This window comes from Actinomycetospora lemnae, from assembly GCF_028737315.1.
Taxonomy (GTDB): Bacteria; Actinomycetota; Actinomycetes; order Mycobacteriales; family Pseudonocardiaceae; genus Actinomycetospora; species Actinomycetospora lemnae.
The window spans coordinates 174,066-192,436 of record NZ_JAQZAO010000003.1; the positions used below are offsets into that span (position 1 = coordinate 174,066).

General features: G+C 76.3%; 15 protein-coding genes. 8 read left to right on the forward strand and 7 right to left on the reverse strand.

Annotation, left to right across the window (positions count from 1 at the left end):
* Nucleotides 1-21: 21 nt before the first annotated feature.
* Nucleotides 22-1,287 (reverse strand): adenosylmethionine decarboxylase, encoded by a 1,266-nt coding sequence (gene speD / locus PGB27_RS07730; RefSeq protein WP_408630030.1) that lies wholly within the window; start codon nt 1,285-1,287, stop codon nt 22-24.
* Nucleotides 1,288-1,306: 19 nt separating this feature from the next.
* Nucleotides 1,307-2,446: a type III PLP-dependent enzyme gene (locus tag PGB27_RS07740; RefSeq protein WP_274199781.1), complete on the reverse strand. Its 1,140-nt coding sequence runs from the start codon at nt 2,444-2,446 to the stop codon at nt 1,307-1,309.
* Nucleotides 2,447-2,655: 209 nt separating this feature from the next.
* On the opposite strand from PGB27_RS07740, the gene PGB27_RS07745 reads away from it, so the two are divergent.
* Nucleotides 2,656-4,647 carry a hypothetical protein gene (locus PGB27_RS07745; RefSeq protein ID WP_274199782.1) on the forward strand — a complete coding sequence of 664 codons (1,992 nt, stop codon included), beginning with the start codon at nt 2,656-2,658 and terminating at the stop codon, nt 4,645-4,647.
* A gap of 34 nt (nt 4,648-4,681) precedes the next feature.
* Nucleotides 4,682-5,110 carry a TIGR03618 family F420-dependent PPOX class oxidoreductase gene (locus PGB27_RS07750; protein ID WP_274199783.1) on the forward strand — a complete coding sequence of 143 codons (429 nt, stop codon included), beginning with the start codon at nt 4,682-4,684 and terminating at the stop codon, nt 5,108-5,110.
* Here PGB27_RS07750 and PGB27_RS07755 read toward each other — a convergent pair.
* On the reverse strand, nt 5,107-6,036 hold the full coding sequence (locus tag PGB27_RS07755; RefSeq protein WP_274199784.1) for a TIGR03854 family LLM class F420-dependent oxidoreductase: 930 nt from the start codon (nt 6,034-6,036) through the stop codon (nt 5,107-5,109). The two genes, PGB27_RS07750 and PGB27_RS07755, sit on opposite strands and share 4 nt — an antisense overlap.
* The gene (locus tag PGB27_RS07760) at nt 6,033-6,806 is read right to left on the reverse strand and encodes a type 1 glutamine amidotransferase (RefSeq protein WP_274199785.1); all 774 of its coding nucleotides are present in this window, start codon (nt 6,804-6,806) and stop codon (nt 6,033-6,035) included. The genes PGB27_RS07755 and PGB27_RS07760 overlap by 4 nt, the downstream gene beginning before the upstream one ends.
* A 103-nt stretch (nt 6,807-6,909) precedes the next feature.
* On the opposite strand from PGB27_RS07760, the gene PGB27_RS07765 reads away from it, so the two are divergent.
* Together PGB27_RS07765 and PGB27_RS07770 are read left to right on the forward strand one after the other, a co-directional pair.
* On the forward strand, nt 6,910-7,344 hold the full coding sequence (locus PGB27_RS07765) for an HIT family protein (RefSeq protein WP_274199786.1): 435 nt from the start codon (nt 6,910-6,912) through the stop codon (nt 7,342-7,344).
* 221 nt (nt 7,345-7,565) lie between these two features.
* The gene (locus PGB27_RS07770) at nt 7,566-7,865 is read left to right on the forward strand and encodes a hypothetical protein (protein ID WP_274199787.1); all 300 of its coding nucleotides are present in this window, start codon (nt 7,566-7,568) and stop codon (nt 7,863-7,865) included.
* Between the two features lie 9 nt (nt 7,866-7,874).
* On the opposite strand, the gene PGB27_RS07775 is transcribed toward PGB27_RS07770, so the two are convergent.
* Nucleotides 7,875-8,900, reverse strand: a complete 1,026-nt coding sequence (locus PGB27_RS07775; protein WP_274199788.1) for a tryptophan--tRNA ligase — start codon at nt 8,898-8,900, stop codon at nt 7,875-7,877.
* Nucleotides 8,901-8,971: 71 nt separating this feature from the next.
* On the opposite strand from PGB27_RS07775, the gene PGB27_RS07780 reads away from it, so the two are divergent.
* From PGB27_RS07780 to PGB27_RS07795, 4 genes are all read left to right on the forward strand, one after another.
* Nucleotides 8,972-11,089, forward strand: a complete 2,118-nt coding sequence (locus PGB27_RS07780; RefSeq protein ID WP_274199789.1) for a S9 family peptidase — start codon at nt 8,972-8,974, stop codon at nt 11,087-11,089.
* Between the two features lie 187 nt (nt 11,090-11,276).
* The gene (locus PGB27_RS07785) at nt 11,277-13,880 is read left to right on the forward strand and encodes a cutinase family protein (RefSeq protein WP_274199790.1); all 2,604 of its coding nucleotides are present in this window, start codon (nt 11,277-11,279) and stop codon (nt 13,878-13,880) included.
* An 89-nt stretch (nt 13,881-13,969) separates the two neighbouring features.
* Nucleotides 13,970-15,631, forward strand: coding sequence for an acetolactate synthase large subunit (locus tag PGB27_RS07790; RefSeq protein ID WP_274199791.1), 1,662 nt, complete (start codon nt 13,970-13,972; stop codon nt 15,629-15,631).
* 112 nt (nt 15,632-15,743) lie between these two features.
* Nucleotides 15,744-16,499: an ANTAR domain-containing protein gene (locus PGB27_RS07795; protein WP_274199792.1), complete on the forward strand. Its 756-nt coding sequence runs from the start codon at nt 15,744-15,746 to the stop codon at nt 16,497-16,499.
* Here the strand turns inward: PGB27_RS07795 and PGB27_RS07800 are convergent.
* Both PGB27_RS07800 and PGB27_RS07805 read right to left on the reverse strand, forming a co-directional pair.
* Nucleotides 16,496-17,758: a cytochrome P450 gene (locus PGB27_RS07800; RefSeq protein WP_274199793.1), complete on the reverse strand. Its 1,263-nt coding sequence runs from the start codon at nt 17,756-17,758 to the stop codon at nt 16,496-16,498. The two genes, PGB27_RS07795 and PGB27_RS07800, sit on opposite strands and share 4 nt — an antisense overlap.
* Nucleotides 17,755-18,348 (reverse strand): PadR family transcriptional regulator, encoded by a 594-nt coding sequence (locus PGB27_RS07805; protein ID WP_274199794.1) that lies wholly within the window; start codon nt 18,346-18,348, stop codon nt 17,755-17,757. Before PGB27_RS07805 ends, PGB27_RS07800 begins: the two co-directional genes overlap by 4 nt.
* Nucleotides 18,349-18,371: the final 23 nt, after the last annotated feature.

Genomic DNA, 18,371 nt, shown 5'->3' on the forward strand with positions numbered 1-18,371 from the left:
GACGCCCTCGCTCCGGGCGGCCTACGCGACCGACGCGCGGAGTGCGAACGGGAGGACCGCGCCGCGGCGCAGGGCGTCGGCGTCGATCGACGCCAGCGTCGGGAAGCGGTCGAGGCGCGAGGCCGCGAGCTCGACGGGGTCGTCGACGTCGTCCACGCGCCCGGTCAGGTACGCCCACTCGTGCTCGTCGGAGCAGTACGGCAGGACGGTGGCGAAGACCTCGTCGAAGCGCCGCGTCATGCGCCCGAGGGTGTCGTTGCGCCACAGCGTCGGGCAGCCGGCCTGCGAGCACACGACGCCGCCGGGGGCGAGGACGTCGCGGCAGCGGCGCAGGAACTCCGCGCCGTAGAGGCGGGCGTGCTGGGCCGGGTCGGTGACCTCGACGGGCTCGTCGGGCAGGTCCACGATGACGACGTCCCACCGGTCACCGCGCGCGGCGGCGTCGGCGAGGAACTGCCAGCCGTCGGCGTAGTGCACGCGCACCGGGCCGTCGCCGGCCTCGGCCCGGGCGAGCTCCTCGGGCGTGTAGCCGTAGGGGAGCAGCTCGGCGCAGCGGCGGACGCACTCGGTGTCGATGTCGACGTGGTCGACGCGGGTGGCTCCGGCGGCGACGGCGAGCTGCGAGACGACGCCCTCCGACGAGCCCACGACCAGCACCGAGCGCAGCTCGTCGGCGAGCAGCATCGGCGGCACGGCGAGGGCCTCGTGGTAGACGAGCTGGGTCGCCTCGGTGGACTGGCGCTCGCCGTCGCAGAAGAGCGAGACGCCCTGGGCCGTGCGCGCGACCACCATGTCCTGCCAGTCCGTGCGGCCCCGCCAGAGCACCTCGTCGAGGCGCCAGCGCCGGCGCATCCCGGCGGCGAGGGGTTCGTCGACCTCCCGGCCCCCGGCCGCGGGTGCGAGCCCGGCCCCGCGGGCGACGACCTGGGCCCGCACCTCCCGCGCGTCGAGCTCCCGGCCCAGCGCGTCGACCACCATCTCCGGGTCGGCCTGCACGCCGCAGGTGAAGACGTCGACGAACGCCGCCGACGCCTCCGGATAGGTGTGCACCGACGCGTGCGACTCGGCGAGCAGGGCCAGGACCGTCGTGCCCTGGGGCTCGAACCGGTGCGCGACGACGTCGAGGACGGTCGCGCCGCCGGCGTCGAGGGCCCGGCGCAGCGCCTCGGCGACGCGGTGCTCGTCGCCGAGGACCGCGGCGTCGATCCCCCGCAGCTCGGCGAGGACGTGCCGGCCCGCGAACGTGGCGGTGTCGGGGGCGGTCGGGGTGACGGGTGTCGTCGTCAAGTCCACCTTCTCTCGTGCGTCAGGTCGTGTACGTGGGCAGTGGGGGCAGGCCGTTGAAGCCCACCGAGGCGTAGCTGGCGGTGTAGGCGCCGGCGCCGAGGAGCTCGACGACGTCGCCGGCCGCCAGGTCGAGGGGCAGGCGCACGTCGGCACGGCGGTAGAGGACGTCGTCGCCGTCGCAGGTGGGCCCCGCGAGCACGACGGGACCGGTGGGGCCGGCGCGGCCGGGGGTCCGCAGGCGGTAGACGATCATCTCGCCCTCGGTCTCGGCGAGGCCCTGGTAGCGGCCGACGTCGAGGTAGACCCAGCGGCGCCCGGCGCGCTCGGTGACGAGGACGACCTCGGCGCGCAGCACGCCCGCGTCGGCGACGAGGGCGCGGCCGGGCTCGGCGAACGCGCGCGGTCGCCACCACGAGCCGTGCCGGGCGAGGGCCTCCCGGATCGCGCCGGCGCAGGCGTCGACGTCGGGGGTCCGGGCGCCGGCGTGCGGGGTGGGGAAGCCGCCGCCGAGGTTGAGCTCCCGCGGCGCGTGCTCGCCGAGGCGGGCGGCCACCCGGGCGGCGCCGTCGATCGCGCGCGCCCAGGCGCGGGGGTCGCTCTGCTGCGAACCGACGTGGAAGCCGATGCCGGCCGCGTCGAGACCGCCCGCGTGCGCCCGCGCCAGGAGCGCGACGGCCTCGTCCTCGCTCGCGCCGAACTTCCCGGCGAACGGCGTCGCGGACCCGTCGTCGCCGACGGCCAGCCGGACCCCGACGGTCGCGCCCGGCGCCTCGCGGGCGAGCAGGTCGACGTCGGCGGGGGCGTCGGTGGTGAAGCGGGTGACGCCCGCGGCGCGGGCGGCGCGCACGTCCGTGACCTTCTTCACGGGGTTGCCCCAGGACAGGCACGCGGGTGCCGCGCCGGCCAGCAGACAGAGATCGAGCTCACCGACGCTCGCGAGGTCGAACGACGCGCCCTCGGCGACGAGGAGGGCCAGGACGTCGGGGTGCGGGTTCGCCTTGAGGGCGTAGCAGAGCTCGATCCCGGGCAGGGCGGTGCGCATCGCGCGATAGGCGCGGCGCACGGCGGCCAGATCCAGATCGAGGTGCGGACTGGGCCGACTCTGCGTCGGGGTCCGCGCGACGACGCGCGCCCCGGGCTCGACACCCACGCCCTCCATGGTGCCTGTCCGAATCTCCGCGGACATCACCGAACGGCTGACCGCGGACACACGCGCGGCGTACCGTACGGATCTCCGGGGCCGTGGGGCCCGGGCCGCTGTCGGGGGCGGGCTGGTTCGAAGGGGGTTGCATGCCGTCCACCTCGTCCCGAGGCTGGCATCCGGCACCGCGTCCGCGACCGTGGCCGTTCCGCACGCCGCGCAACATCGTGATCACCTCGCTGTTCGCGGTGGCGCTCGTCGCTGCGCTCGTCGGTGTGGGCACCGCGGTGGTGCCGGCCGGCCCCCGCGACGAGGCCGCGGGGCTCACCGGCAACGCGACCGACGCGCCCACCACGTCCGAGCAGCCCGCCGCGTCCGGCTCGTCCTCCGCCGACGACCCCGGCGGCGCACCCCTCGCCCTCCCCGACGGCGCGCCCGGCCCGGCGGCGCCCGACCCGGCACTGCCCGACGACGTCGCCCCGCCGCTGACGCCGATCCCGCTGCCGGGCTCGCGCGCACTCGGCACCGCGCCGGCCGCGCCCGGCGAGCCCGCGTTCCCCGGCTCCGAGCAGCCCGTGACGCCGCCGCCCGGCTTCGACGAGCTGGTCCCGAGCCTCGACCCGGTGCCGCTGCCCGGCGCCGGCAGCTCGCCCGCGCCGGCCCTGCCGACGGTCCCCGACGGCCCGGGTCGCGACGCGGGTCCCGCGGAGCCGACCGTGCCGCGCGGGACACCGACGGCGGACGACCCGGGCCCGGTGCTCGACCTCCCGCTGCTGCCCGACCCCACGCGCGACGAGCCGACCGGCTCGCCCGGGGGCCGCGGCGGGGACGCCGGCGGTGACCGGGGCGGTGACCGGGGTGGTGACCGGGGCGGTGACGGCGACCTGCTGCCGGACCTCCTGCCCGGGGGCAACGGCGGCGGTGGCCCCGCGGCCGGCGACGAGGGTGCCCCGGGACGTGCCGGCGGCCGTGGCGAGGGCGGCGGTGGTGCCGGCGGCAACGGCGGCGGCAACGGCGGCGGCAACGGCGGCGGCAACGGCGGCGGCAACGGCGGTGACGACGGCCGCGATGAGGAGCAGGGCGACGGTGGCCTGCTGCCCGACCTGCTCCCCGACGGCGACGAGCGCGAGGAGCCCGAGGGGCCGCCGGCCCGGCGCACGCCTGCGGGCGACGGGGCCGAGGGCGCGGACGAGCCGGCGAGCGCACCGGCCCGCACCACGACGGACGAGGCCACGCCGCCGACGACCACCGGCGGCCCCACCCTGGAGCTCCCGACCGGCTCCGAGGCGCCCGCCTCGACGCCCGAGGGCTGGCCCACCTACGGGCAGCCCGGCAACGACGCGGACGCGTCCACCGGGGCCAGCACCACCCCCGGTGACGGCGCCGCCCGCAGCCTGCCCAGCACCACGCCCGAGGGCTGGCCGCTGCCCTCGGACGCCACCGAGGTGCCGGGCGCCGGCCAGGACCGCCGCGGCGGCTCCGAGGCGCCGACGACCACCACCGATCCGTCCACCGGCGTCACCACCACCGTCGACCCGTCCACGGGCACCACCACGACGGTCGACCCGACGACCGGTGCCTCGCTGACCACCCGCACCCCGGCCACGGCGACCGAGGAACCCGCGGAGGGCGACGCCGGCTCGCTCCTGCCCACCGGCGAGCGGGACGCGGACGAGCGCTCGGCGCCCGGGACCACCACGCCGGGCCGCGGTCAGGGCAGCGAGGACGACGACGCAGGCTCCTCGGCCGGTGCGGAGGACGCGACGTCGACCCGGCTGCGGACGACCACCGCGGTCCCGGAGGAGACGTCGAGCGAGTCCTCCTCCGACTCCTCGTCCGACCCGAGCACGCGGCCGACGGCCGATGATGAGTCCTCCGACCCGACCACGCGTCGCTCGACCACGCGCTCGGCCGCCGAGGAGGAGTCCAGCACCGACGCGGAGGGCAGCTCCGGCCCCACGTCGCGGCGCACCACGGCCGCCGGGGAGAGCGACTCCGCGGACGACGCCAACGTCATCGGCGAGAGCATCGGCAACGGCTCGGACTCCGGCTCGGACTCCGGCTCGGACTCCGGGTCCGACTCCGGGTCCGGCTCCGACTCCGGCGAGGCGGCCGAGACCGACCCGCAGATGGTCATCCCGACCACGTCGCCGATGGACCCGCGGTTCTGGGCGTGGCTCGCCGGCACCGTCACGCGGTCACCCGCGGCGGGCGGGTGATCGCGCGCCGCGGGCGGGACGGCACGATCGGCGGGTGAGCCCGACACCCACCGTCAGCCCGGCCGACCTGCGCGCCCGGGGCGAGGAGTTCGCGCAGTTCTGGACCGAGCGCCACCTCTGCACGCTCGCGACGCTGCGCAGGGACGGCTCGCCGCACGTCGTGCCGGTGGGGGCCGTGCTCGACCTCGACACGGCGATGGCGCGCGTCATCACCTCGGGCACCAGCGCCAAGGCGCGCCACGTGCGGGCGGCGGGGGAGGAGGGGGCGCGGGTGGCGGTCACCCAGGTCGACGGGCGGCGCTGGTCGACGCTCGAGGGGCTCGCGGTGGTCCGCGACGCCCCGGACGCCGTCGCCGACGCCGAGCACCGCTACGCGCAGCGCTACCGGGTGCCGCGGGAGAACCCGCAGCGGGTGGTCCTGGAGATCGCGCTCACCCGTGTCCTCGGCAGCCGGGGCGTCTAGATCCCGGGGGTCGAGGTCTCCAGAGGCACGAGGTGCTCGGCGAACTCGTCGAGGAACGCCGGCCACGACGCGGGCGCGACGGCGGGGCGCACGACGAACTTCGTGATGCCCTCGTCGACGAAGCGCTCCACGCGCCGGCGCGCGTCCTCCCACCCGTCGGCGACGAGGTCGTGCGGGTCGAGCTCGGGGCGCCGGTGCACCGAGGCGGCCCGGGCGCGGTCGGCGTCGGCGTCCGAGGTGTCGGGCGGCAGGACGAGCAGGTTCGTGCCGTAGTGGTCGTCCTCCACCTCGCGTCCGGCGTCGGCGGCTGCGGCGGCGATCGTCGCGCGGGCGGCGCCCGCCTCGGCGGGCGTGACGAACGAGGCCAGCCACCCGTCGCCCAGGCGCCCCACGCGCTCCAGCGCGGCCGGCACGAGCCCGCCGAGCCACAGGTCCAGCGGCCGCGCCGGACGGGGCTCGACGACGGCCTCGTCGAGGTCGAAGAAGCTGCCGTGGAACGTCACCGACTCCTCGGTCAGGAGGCGGCGCACGACGGTGAGGGCCTCCTCGAACACCGCGGCGCGCGGTCCCGGCACGGGGTAGACCGTCCGCTCGGCGGCGGTGGCCGGGCGCAGGCCGAACACGGGCAGGATGCGCCGGGGCGCGAGCGCGGCCAGCGAAGCCAGCTGGGCGGCGACGACGGCGGGGTTGCGCCCCGGGAGCACGACGACGCCGGTGCCGAGCTTGAGCGAGTGCGTGCGGCCCGCCGCCCATCCGAGGGCGATGAGCGGCTCGACGGCGGGCGCGGCGACGCGGTCGGGGAACCACACCGAGTCGATGTCCCGCGCCTCGCAGCCGTCGACGAGCTCGAGCGTGGCCGCGGCCGGGTCGTGCCGCGAGGGTCCGGCACCGATGCCGATGCGGACCTTCATCTCCGCGGCGGTCACCGGGCGGCGCCGTCGGGGAGAGCGGCCTCGGGACGAGCGGGCTCGAGACGAGCGCCGTCGGGGAGAGCACCCTCGGCGGCACCACGGGCGACCAGACCCGCCCGCGCCGCGAAGGCGTCGAACAGGACCCAGCTCGCCGCGCGCGACGCCTCGGCCCGGTCGGCCGTCTCGGCCCGCAGCGCGTCGACGTCGATGCCGAGCTCGGGCAGGCGCGCCTCGAGCGGCGTGCCCGTCCACCGCGCCACCCACGTCTCGAACCCGGTCGGCGTGATCTCGGGGTGGAACTGGACCCCGAGGTGCGCGCCGTCCCGGAACGCCTGGCTGCAGCGCTCCGACCACGTGAGCACCTCCGTGCCCGGCGGCGGGGTGAAGCTGTCGAAGTGGAACTCCATCCACGGCCCGTCGGCGACGACGTCGGGCGCGGCGGTGGTGACCTCGCGCCACCCGTGCTCGCCGCGCCCGTCGGCGGGGTGGGCCGTGCCGCCGAGCACGCGCGCGAGGAGCTGGCCGCCGAAGCAGATGCCGAGCACCGGCACGTCGGCGGCGACGGCCGCGCGCAGGTAGGCGATCTCGTCGGTGAGCCAGGGCACGTCGTCGTCCCACGCGCCCCGGGTGGAGCCGAGCACCGCGACGGCGTCGAGGTCCGCCGGCGCGGGCAGCGGCTGCCCCGCCGTCCCCGGGACGATCTCCACCCCGCGGTCGGCCGCCCAGCTCGCCAGCGTCCCCGCCTGCACGAGCACCGTCTCCGGCGAGACCTCGTGACCGATCACCAGCAACCTCGGTGCACCCATGCCCGGTGCAACGCGCCGGGCCCCCGTGTGCGTCCCCGGGGCCCGGCGTCACGTCCGTCGGTGCGCCTGACAGGCTCGGCCCGTGCCGCCGCGCCCGACCAAGCCCTGCGCCTTCTGCGCGGTCGTCGCCGGGGACGCGCCGGCCGACGTCGTCCACGACGGACCGGCCACCAAGGCGTTCCTGGACACCTCGCCGGTCTTCCACGGGCACGTCCTGCTCGTCCCGCGCACGCACGTCCCGACCCTCGCGGACCTGCCGCCCGAGGAGGTGCCCGGGTTCTTCGCGCTGGCCCAGCGCCTCCAGCGGGCGGTCGAGTCCGCGATGGAGGCGCCGGGGTCGCTGATCATGATCAACAACGTCATCAGCCAGTCCGTGCCGCACCTGCACCTGCACGTCATCCCGCGCCGTCCCAAGGACGGGCTCCGGTTCTTCCTCGGACCCCGGCACCCGTACGGCTCCCCGGACGAGTCGGCTGCGATCGCCGGGCGTATCGCCGCTGCCCTGGACGCGAGCTGAGAGCGCGTTCAGCGGCGACACCGTCTCCGCGACGAACGGGCCCTGCGGGGCGCCGAACGGTCAAAATTCGCATCAGATGGTCGCTGTGATGCGCCCGACGGTCGGAGTCGGGACGTCCGATCGAGTGAGAACGTCCCCTGCGGCACCTCGGGGATGTCATCCTCTGGGCAACGCACGCGGTGGTCCCCCGGGCACGCTCGGTCACCGCGTCCCGCTCCCCGATGTCGGAGGTGCTCGTGCCGGTCCTCGTGTGGGTCGCTGTCCTCGTCGTCGTGTGGTGTCTGGCCTCGGTGGTCACCGCGCTGGCGCTCGGGACGTGGCTGCGCCGGCGGGCGGAGGCCACCGACCCCGAGGGCGCCCTGCGCCCCCTCGACACCGGCCCGCTGCGCCTGTGGGTGGGCGAGCTCCCCGCCGTCCCCGAGACGCTCGAGGAGCTCGAGCGCCAGGGCGGCTGGGACGAGCCGGCCGACCTGCCGGCGCCGCGACGGGCCGCGCCCGCCGACCGCGCCACGCTCAGCTGACCCGAGCCGTCAGACCTCGACGCCCACCGCGCGCCGCACGCCGCGCAGCACCCGCGACGCCTGCTCGCGGGCGACCTCCCCGCCCCGGGCGAGGATCGCGTCGAGCTCGCTCCCGGGGGCGACCAGCTCCTCGTAGCGCGCCCGCAGCGGACCCAGCTGCGCCTCCAGCACCTCGGCGAGCTGGTTCTTCAGCTCGCCCCACCCGACGCCGCCGGCCTCGAGCCGCTTGCGGGTGTCCGCGACGACGTCGGGGTCGGCGAACTGGGCGAGGATCTGGAACACCGCCGACGAGTCCGGGTCCTTCGGCGCCTCGACCGGCGTCGAGTCGGTCGGGATGCGACGCACCAGCTTCTTGAGCTGCGGCGCGGGCAGGAACAGCGGGATGTAGTTGTCGTACGACTTGCTCATCTTCCGGCCGTCGAGCCCGGGCAGCGTGTGACCCGTGGTCTCGGGCGGCACGACGGCCTCGGGGACGGTCAGCCGGAACACGTCGCCGTAGCGGTGGTTGAAGCTGCCCGCGACGTCGGCGGCGATCTCCACGTGCTGGAGCTGGTCGCGGCCCACCGGCACGAGGTCGGACTCCATGACGAGGATGTCCGCGGCCATGAGCACCGGGTAGTTGTAGAGACCCAGGTTGATCCCGGCGTCGGGCTCCTCGCCGGCGGCGGTGTTGCGGTCGCGCGCGGCCTTGTAGGCGTGGGCGCGGTTCATCAGTCCCTTGCCCGTGACGCAGGACAGGATCCAGGTCAGCTCGAAGGTCTCGGGGACGTCGGACTGCTTGTAGAAGATCGTGCGCTCGGGGTCGAGGCCGGCGGCGATCCACGTCGCGGCCACCGAGCGGGTCCACGCGGCGACGTCGCCGGACGCCGGCGTGCCGGTGAGCGCGTGCTCGTCGGCGATGAAGTACCGCGACTCGAACTCCGCCGTGCGCGCGAGCTCGAGCGCCGGCCGGATCGCGCCGACGAAGTTGCCCAGGTGCGGCTCGCCGCTGGGCTTGATCCCGGTCAGGGCGATGCGCCGCTCCGTCTCCACCACGGCTGCGAGCCTATCCAAGGGCCGCGACCGGGTTCGCCCGTCGCGGTCGGCCGCGCGGCACACTGCGGGGCGTGCCCGCCGACCCCGCCGCGTCCGCTCCTCCGGCCTCCTTCCCGCGCCGCCAGGCCGCCACCCGCCGGTTCACCCTCGGCGCACCCCGGCGCCCGACGGTCTCGCCCGACGGCGCGCGGGTCGTGCTGCTGCGCAGCCGGGCCGGCGACGACCCCGTGACCTGCCTCTGGCTGCTCGACGTCGCCTCGGGGGAGGAGCACCTGCTCGTCGATCCCCGCGAGCTCGACGTGCCCGGCGAGGAGGACCTGCCGCCCGAGGAGCGCGCGAGGCGCGAGCGGGTGCGCGAGCAGTCCGGCGGCGTCGTCGAGTACGCCCTCGACGCGGCCGCGCGGCTCGCCGTGTTCGTGCTCTCGGGCCGCGCGTTCACCGTCGAGCTGGTGCCGGGTGCGCAGCCCGCGCCGCTGCCGGTCGACGGCCCCGTCGTCGACCCGCGGCCGGACCCGACGGGCGCCCGGGTCGCGTTCGTGCGCGGCGGGACCCTGCACGTCCACGAGCTCTCCACGGGCACGACGCACGTCCTCGCCGGGCCCGACCCGGACGACGGCCCGAACATCACGTGGGGGCTCGCGGAGTTCGTCGCCGCGGAGGAGATGAACCGCTACCGCGGGTACTGGTGGTCGCCCGACGGCAGCCAGCTCGCGGTCGCCCGCGTCGACGACACCCCCGTGCCGCGGTGGTGGATCGCCGACCCGGCGCACCCCGACCGGCGTCCCGTCGAGAACGCCTACCCCGCCGCCGGTACGCCGAACGCGATGGTGACCCTGCACCTCGTCGACCTCGACGGCACCCGCGTCCCCGTGGACCTCGGCGAGGGCACGGAGTACCTCGCCGACGTCACGTGGGACACGCACGACCTGCTCGTGACCGTCTCGACCCGCGACCAGCGCCGGGTCGACGTCCGCCGCGTCGACCCGGACGAGGGCACCTCCGGCGTGCTCGTGTCCGACGAGGACGCGGTGTGGGTCGACCTCGTCCCCGGCGTGCCCGCCCACCTCGCCGACGGCTCCCTCGTGCGCTGCGCCGACCGCGACGACACCCGCCGGCTGCTGGTCGGCGACGAGCCGGTGACCCCGCCGGGGCTGCAGGTGCAGGCCGTCGCGGACGTCGACGGCGACGTCGTGCTGTTCAGCGCCGCGGAGCGCCCGGAGGACCGCACGCTGTGGACGTGGTCGCGCGCCGACGGCGCCGCGCGCGTGAGCCCGCAGCACGGGGTGTGGGGCGGCCGGCGCGCGGGCGGGACGACGGTGCTCGCGGGCGGCGACCTCGACACCGACGGCACCCGCACCACCGTTCTGCGCGGCGACGGGCGGTCGGTGGCCGTGACGTCGCACGCCGAGTCGCCGGGCCTGGAGCCCGCGGTGCGCCGCGTCGCGACCGACCCGGGCGGTCCCTCGGTCGCCGTCCTGCTGCCGCGCGACCACCGGCCGGGCTCGCGGAAGCTGCCGGTCCTGCTCGACCCGTACGGCGGCCCGCACTCGCAGCGGGTCCTGGCGACGCGCGGGATGTTCCTGACCTCGCAGTGGTTCGCCGACCAGGGCTTCGCGGTGGTGGTCGCGGACGGCCGCGGCACGCCCGGACGGGGCCCGGCCTACGAGCGGGCGGTGCGGGGCGACCTCGCGACGCCGGTGCTCGACGACCAGGTCGCGGCCCTGCACGCGGCGGCCGAGCAGGTCGGCGACCTCGACCTCGACCGCGTGGGCATCCGCGGCTGGTCGTTCGGCGGCTACCTCGCGGCCCTCGCGGTGCTGCGCCGCCCCGACGTCTTCCACGCCGCGGTGGCCGGGGCGCCCGTCACCGACTGGCGCCTCTACGACACCCACTACACCGAGCGCTACCTCGGCCACCCCGACGAGGACCCCGAGGCCTACGAACGGTCGTCGATCCTGTCCGACCCCGGCACCCGCGACCCGCAGCGGCCGATCATGGTCGTGCACGGCCTGGCCGACGACAACGTCGTCGCCGCGCACACGCTGCGGCTCTCCTCGGCCCTGCTCGCGGCCGGGCACCCGCACACGGTGCTGCCGCTGTCGGGCGTCACGCACATGACTCCGCAGGAGGTCGTGGCCGAGAACCTGCTCCTGCTGCAGGTCGCGTTCCTGCGTGACGCGCTCGGTTAGCCCTTGCGGGGCGTGTGCGATCGGGAACGGTCGCGACGAGTTCTCCGGAACCGCACCCACGCGCCGCGACGGTCACCGAAGCTGACCGCGCGAGGGCGACCCGTGCCGCGCTGCGCCGTCCGTCGGTGCCGCCGGCCGGTCCCCGCCCCGCCCCGGCCACGGCCGGGCATCCCGGTGAGAGGGCGAGATGCGGCGGTCGGTGCGGGGCGGGCTCGTCGGACACGCGCCGGTCGGCGTCCTCGCCGTCGCGGCGGTGCTCGTCGTGGCGCTGCTCTCCGGCGGGACGGGCGTGGTGACGCTCGCGGCGCCGGGCGCGCCCGCCGAGTGCCGGGACGTGACGCTGTTCGCGGTCAACGGCAGCGGCGCGGCCGGCGGCGAGACGCTCGCGGCGCTGACCGAGCCGCTGGTGGGGCAGGTGGGCAACCGCCTGGCCGTGGTCGCCGTGCCCGGGCCGGAGGTGGGGGAGTCGTACGCCGCGAGCGAGCAGCAGGCGGTCACCGCGCTCGCCGACCAGGTCGCCGCGCAGCTCGCCGGGTGTCCGGGCAGCCGGGTCATGCTCTTCGGCTACTCGCAGGGGGCCCAGGTCGCGGGCGACGTCGCCGCGCGGATCGGGAGCGGGCAGGAGGCGCGCGTCCCCGCCGACCGGGTCGTCGCCGTCGGGCTGTTCGGCGACCCCGCCCGCGATCCCTCCGTCCGCACCGTCCCCGACGGCGTCGACGGGCAGGGCGTGCTGCCCGCGCGCGAGGGCGGGTTCGGGTCGCTGGCGTCGCGCACCATCCAGGTCTGCGCGCCCGGCGACCCGGTGTGCTCGACCGCGCCGGGCACCACCACGCCCCCGCTCGAGCAGGCCGTCGCCGCGCCCGCCCACACCGGGTACGCGCGGCTGGACGTCGCGCCGAACACCCCGGTCACGCGCTGGGCGTCCGACTCGCTCGGCCGGCTCATCAGCTCGCTGCCCCCCGCGGCCGGGTCCGGGGCACCCGCCGCCGACCCCGCCGGCGCGCCCGCGTCCACCGGCGCCGCGCCGACGGGCACGCCGGGGGCGGCCACCCCGGCGCCGGGAGGGTCCGCGGGGGCGACCACCACGACCGGCCCGCCCGGTGCCGGCACCGTGGCACCGGGGACGACGGCGCCCGGTGGTGACGACACCGGCGAGCCGGGTGGCACCGGAACGGGCCCGCCGACGACGGCACCCGAGACGACGGCACCCGAGACGACGGCACCCGAGACGACGGCGCCCGAGACGACGGCGCCCGAGACGACGGAGCCCGAGACGACGGCGCCCGAGACGACGGCGCCCGAGACGACGGCGCCGGAGAGGACCGTGCCCGACGGGTCCGGGCAGCCGGGGTCGGGTCCCGGGGCCACGCAGCCGCCCGCGGGCGGTGACCCCTACCCCGACGACCTCTACCCCGACACGGGCGACGACGGCGCCGTGTCCCCGCCGCGTCCGACCACGCCGCCGGACGAGGACGACGCGGCGGGCCGCGGAGGAACGGGCGCCGGGTCCGGTGGCTCGGGTTCCGGCGGCTCGGGCGCGGCGGACGACGGCTCCGCCTCCCCGCCGCGGTCCACGACGCCGCCCGACGAGGGCGGGGCCGCCGGCCGTGGTGGGACGGGCGGCACCGGGTCCGGGGGCTCGGGCGGGAGCAGTGGCACCGGTGGCGGCGGCGGGAGCAGTGGCACCGGTGGCGGCGGCGGGAGCGCCGCGGCGGAGGACGGCACGGGGTCCCAGCCGCGATCGACGACGCCGCCGGACGAGGGCTCGTCGAACGGTGGCGGCGGCAGCTCAGACCGCACGACGCGGCCCAGCACGACCACGGGGGCCCCGTCGGGCGGGGCCGGGGGCTCCGGCAGCGCGAGTGACGGAGGGACCGGCCGCGCGAGCGACGGCGGCAGCGGCGGCAACAGCACGGACGGGGACGAGGACGCCGACGCCGGGAGCAGCACCGGCACCGGCTCGGAAGGCGGGGACACCGGCGCGCTGTGGGCGCTGACGTCCGGGCTCGCCGGGTTCCGCGAGTCCAACGGCGGCAACGTCGAGGGCGGCGGGCTGGACCCGGAGGAGGTCGAGAGTCCCAACGTGCCGGGCCGGCAGGTGGTCAAGCTCGAGGTGCCCGACGGCGCGAAGCGGTCCGAGGTGCGCCCGGAGGAGGCGCAGGACATCCGCGCCGGCCAGCACCTGTTCTTCGGCTACAGCGCCTTCCTGCCGCCGGACTTCCCGGTGGACACGCCGGACTGGCAGGTCGTGTGGCAGCTGCACGACGGCGGCACCAACACCTCGCCCCCGGTGGCGCTGGAGATCGTCGAGGGCCGGCTGTGGCTGGCCAACGTCGGCGACCGGGTCCGCGACCTGGGTCCCGTGCAGGCCGGCCGCAACCTCGCCGTGCAGCTGGACATCGAGTTCGAGGTCGGCGGCGGGTCGGTGTCGGTCCACCGCGACGGGCAGCAGGTCCTCCAGGACTTCCGCCCCCCGCGCGGCACGATGATCGACTCCTTCGACTACCTGAAGACGGGCATCTACCGCGACGCGGACGGTGACGCCCAGCCCGCGACGCTGTTCCTCAACGACCTCAAGATCGGCGAGAGCCTCGCGTCGGTGTCGGACCTGGCGGGCGCCGAGCAGGGCGGCGCCTCCGACGGCCCCGGCGGAGCGGGCACCCTCGGCGACGGCGCCTCGGGCGACGGCGGGACCGACGCGTCGAACACCGGGGCGGGGACGGGCACGAGCACGAGCTCGCGCAACCGCTCTCCGCGCGAGCTCGCCCTCACGCGGGCCGGTTCGGGGTAGTCCGGACGCTGTCCGGGGTGTGCCGAGCGCGCACCCTGGGCATCAAACCGTGGTCCGATGCGCGCCGATCCTCGGGAGTGGACCGACACATGAGGGCCAGCGACCTGTTCCTGCGTTGTCTCGAGGCGGAGGGCGTCGAGTACGTCTTCGGTGTCCCCGGCGAGGAGAACGCCGATCTCCTGATGTCGATGCGCGAGTCGTCGGTGCGCTTCGTGCCCACGCACCACGAGTCGGGCGGGGCCTTCATGGCCGACGTCTACGGGCGGCTCACCGGGCAGGCGGGGGTCTGCCTGTCGACGCTGGGCCCCGGCGCGGCGAACCTCGTCACCGGCGTGGCGAACGCGAACATGGACAACTCGCCGGTCGTGGCGATCACCGGGCAGGGCGCCACCACGCGCCTGCACAAGGAATCGCACCAGGCGATGAACGTGAACGAGATGTTCGCCCCGCTGACGAAGTGGACGACGTCGCTGCGGGACGAGAGCACGATCCCCGAGGTCGTGCGCAAGGCGTTCAAGCTCGCCGTCGCCGAGAAGCCGGGCGCGACGCACGTCGAGCTGCCCGAGGACATCGCCAAGCACGAGGTCGAGTCCGCGCCGATCGTGCCGCCGGAGAAGGTCCGCCGGCCCGTGCCCGACGAGAAGTCGATCAGCGCCGCGCTGGACCTGATCGCCCGGGCCGAGCGCCCGGTGCTGCTGGTCGGCCAGGGCTGCGTGCGGACGCGGGTCAGCCGCCAGCTCCAGCGCTTCGTCGAGGCCACCGGCATCTACGCCGGCATGACGTTCATGGGCAAGGGCGCGCTGTCCGACCGCCACGAGCGCAGCCTCTACGCCGTCGGGCTGGGGTCGCGCGACTACGTCACCGAGGTGTTCGAGGCCGCCGACCTGGTCATCGCCGTCGGCTACGACATGGTCGAGTGGCCCCCGGCCCGCTGGAACATCGGCCGGACCAAGCGCCTGCTGCACATCGACTTCGACCCCGCCGAGGTCGACATGTCCTACCGGCCGACCGTCGAGATCGTCGGCGACGTGGCCGCCACCCTCTGGGCGATCAACGAGGGCCTCACCGAGGCACACCACTTCCCCGACTTCGAGGGCCACGCGCGCGCACGCCGCAACCTCACCGAGGAGATCCAGGAGGCCGGCGCGTCCGCCGAGCGCGAGACCGGCGACTTCCCGATGAAGCCGCAGCGCATCCTCGCCGACCTGCGCGCCGAGATGGGCGACGAGGACATCCTCATCAGCGACGTCGGGGCCCACAAGATGTGGATCGCGCGCCACTACCCGACCTACGCGCCGAACACCTGCATCATCTCCAACGGGTTCTGCTCGATGGGCATCGCGGTGCCCGGCGGCGTGTCGGCCTCCCTGGTCGCCGGCGACCGGCGGGTCGTGACGATCTCCGGCGACGGCGGTTTCCTCATGCACGGCGCCGAGCTCGCGACGGCCACCCGCCTCGGCGTCGCGCCGGTGAACCTGGTGTGGGAGGACAACGACTACGGCCTGATCTCCTGGAAGCAGGAGGTCGAGTTCGGCCGTCACTTCGGCACCGAGTTCAAGTCGCCCGACCTGGTCAAGATCTCCGAGGGTCTCGGCTGCCACGCGCGGCGGCTCGGCGCCGCCGACGAGCTGCGGCCCGCCCTCAAGGAGGCGTTCGACCAGCGCGACAAGCCCTCGGTCATCGTCGTCCCCGTCGACTACAGCGAGAACGTCAAGCTCACCAAGCGCCTGGGGCAGCTCATCGCACGGTGACGGACCGGTCACCGGGGGAGACGGGGCCGACCTGGTCGCCGGCCGTCGCGCGGGATCACGGATAATCCGCAGGTTCCGTGTTCCCGCACAGTCGGTGAAGGTGCACCTCGACATGACCCTCGACAGCACGTCGGGCTCCGGCGCGATCGACGGGCGCCTCGCCCAGGCGTTCGTGGCGCTCGCCGACGCCCTGTTCGCCGTCCCCGCCGAGACGGGGGTCGTCGGGATCGTCGAGCGGGTCGTGGACGCCGCGCGGGCGATCGTGCCCGGCGCCGACGTGGTGTCGGTCGTGCTGCGCAACCCGGACGGGCGGCTCGACACCGTCGCGGCCAGCCACGACGTCGCGTACAAGGCCGACGCGCTGCAGGACGAGGTGGGCGAGGGCCCGAGCCACACCGCCATGCACAGCACCGGCGTCGGCGCCTCGATGGCGCACATGGCGAGCCCCGACGCGCCGTGGCCGACGTTCGGCAGGCAGGCGGCGGAGGGCCTCGGGCTCGGCGCGGTGCTGTCCACCGGCATGTTCCCGGGTGGTGAGCCGCCCCGCTTCGGCGCGCTGAACTTCTACTCCTGGACCAGCGACGGCCTCGACGCCGCCGACCGCGACCACGCCCTCGTGCTCGCCGCCCACGCCGCGACGGCGATCGCCGCGGTGCAGGCCCGGACGGCCGCGGAGCTGCGGGAGTCGCAGCTGCGCGAGGCCCTCCAGAGCCGCGACGTCATCGGTCAGGCCAAGGGCGTGCTCATGGAGCGCCGTGGGCTGACCTCCGACCAGGCCTTCGACCTGCTCCGGCGGACCTCGCAGGACCTCAACGTCAAGCTCCGCGAGGTCGCCGAGACGCTCGTGACCCGCCGCGAGGAGCTCTAGCCGGCCTCGGGGGCGAGGCGCACCGGCAGCTCGTCCAGGCCCCCGGTGAGGCGCTCGGTGTGCAGCGTCAGCGAGGTCGGGTCGACGGCCAGGCGCAGCTCGGGCAGGCGGGTGAACAGCGTCGTCAGGCCGACGCGCAGCTCGGTGCGGGCGAGGCTCGCCCCGATGCAGAAGTGCGGCCCGTGCCCGAACGACAGGTGCGGGTTCGGCGAGCGATCGGGGTCGAAGGCGCCGGCGGCGTCGAAGGCGTGCTCGTCGCGGTTGGCCGCGCTGGTGACGATGACGACGCCGTCGCCGCGCGCGATCGTGACCTGCTCGTCCCCCTCGCCGACCGTCACGTCCTCGTGGGCGTAGCGCAGCAGCCCCATCCCGCCGGGCTCGGCGAGGCGCAGGACCTCCTCGACGATCGCGTCGACCGAGCCGGCCGGGTCGCCGACGAGCCGGTCGCGCACGACCGGGTTGACCAGCAGCAGGACCACGCCCAGCGAGAGCCGGTTGACCGTCGTCTCGTGCCCGGCGAACAGCAGGCCGGCGGTCAGCTCGGCGACCCGGGTGTCGGTGAGGCGCGGGTCGTGCGCCTGGGCGGCGACGAGGTCGGAGATGACGTCCTCGCCGGGCTCGGCGCGCTTGGCCTCGGCGAGCCCGGCGGTGTAGCGCTCGAACTCGGCGCGCGCGACGGCCGGGTCGTCGCCGGTCAGCGTGGCCATCCGCTCCGAGAGGCCCTTGAAGTAGGCACGGTCCTCGACGGGCACGCCGAGCAGCTCGCAGATGACGAAGATCGGCAACGGCACGGAGAACCCGGCGTGCAGGTCGACGACGTCCGACCCCGCCGCCAGCAGGTCGTCGACGAGGCCGTCCGCGAGCTCGGCGACCCGGTCGTGCAGCCGGCGCATCCGCTTCGCCGAGAACGCGGGCGTGAGGAGGCGCCGCATGCTCGTGTGGTCGTCGTCCTCGTGCTCGTGGTCGCCGGTGGGCCCGGCCATCACGCCGGCGTCGGAGACGCGCGCGGCCTGCTCGGGCTGCGGGTGGGAGCGCCCGAGGCGACGGTCGGCGAAGAGGGCCTTGGCCTCCTCGTAGCGCGACACGAGCCACACGGCGTCACCGGCGGGCGTGCGCACCCGCGTGATCGGGCCCGCGGCGCGCAGGCGCTCGTAGAGCGGGGAGATCGTCAGCGCGTCCTCGCGCGGGAACGGCAGCTGCGGCAGGTCCGGGGCGTCGTCGTGCGCGGTCGAGGTGGTGATGGTGGTCCCGTTGGTCATCGCTGCCTCTCCTCGGTGCGGACGTCGGTGGTGGTCGGGTCGTCGGCGCGGAGCGCGAGCCGGTCCAGCCAGCCCTGCTCCTCGCGGATGCGGCGCAGGACCTCGTCGAGGACGAGCGCGGCCCAGGGGTCGTCGGTGGCGTCGGGGTCGTCGGCGGCGTCGGGGTCGTCGGCGGACGCGGGCGCGGCGGCCTCGGCCAGGCCCGCGAGGCGCGCCCGGCGCTCCGCGAGCACCCGGCCCCGCGCGTCGAGGACGGCCCGACGCTCGGCGGGGGTGAGCCGCCCGAACCCCGCGAGGCGGGCGAGGAACTCGGCCTCGTCGCCCGCGAGCTCGTCGGGGAGGTCGGCGAGCTGGTCGTGCAGCAGCTCCCGCCCGACGTCGGTCAGCGTGTAGACGTGCCGGGGCGGGCGGCCCTCCTGCGGCTCGAGCGTGCGGGTGACGGCGCCGGCCTCCCCGAAGCGCTTCAGCGCCGGGTAGAGCGAGTTGTTGTGCAGCTTGATGCCGGTCGCCGCCTCGATGCGCCGGCGCAGCTCGTAGCCGTGCGCCGGCCGTCGCGCCAGCTGACCCAGGAGCAGCACGTCCACCCACACGTAGGTCAGCGTGACCTAGGTAC

What these genes read in the sequence shown, in the direction of transcription:
- PGB27_RS07800 (WP_274199793.1), bottom strand. Translation starts at nt 17,758, where the DNA reads ATGACCAACGGGACCACCATCACCACCTCGACCGCGCACGACGACGCC.
- PGB27_RS07795 (WP_274199792.1), top strand. Translation starts at nt 15,744, where the DNA reads ATGACCCTCGACAGCACGTCGGGCTCCGGCGCGATCGACGGGCGCCTC.
- PGB27_RS07740 (WP_274199781.1), bottom strand. Translation starts at nt 2,446, where the DNA reads ATGGAGGGCGTGGGTGTCGAGCCCGGGGCGCGCGTCGTCGCGCGGACC.
- PGB27_RS07770 (WP_274199787.1), top strand. Translation starts at nt 7,566, where the DNA reads ATGTCGGAGGTGCTCGTGCCGGTCCTCGTGTGGGTCGCTGTCCTCGTC.
- PGB27_RS07790 (WP_274199791.1), top strand. Translation starts at nt 13,970, where the DNA reads ATGAGGGCCAGCGACCTGTTCCTGCGTTGTCTCGAGGCGGAGGGCGTC.
- PGB27_RS07785 (WP_274199790.1), top strand. Translation starts at nt 11,277, where the DNA reads ATGCGGCGGTCGGTGCGGGGCGGGCTCGTCGGACACGCGCCGGTCGGC.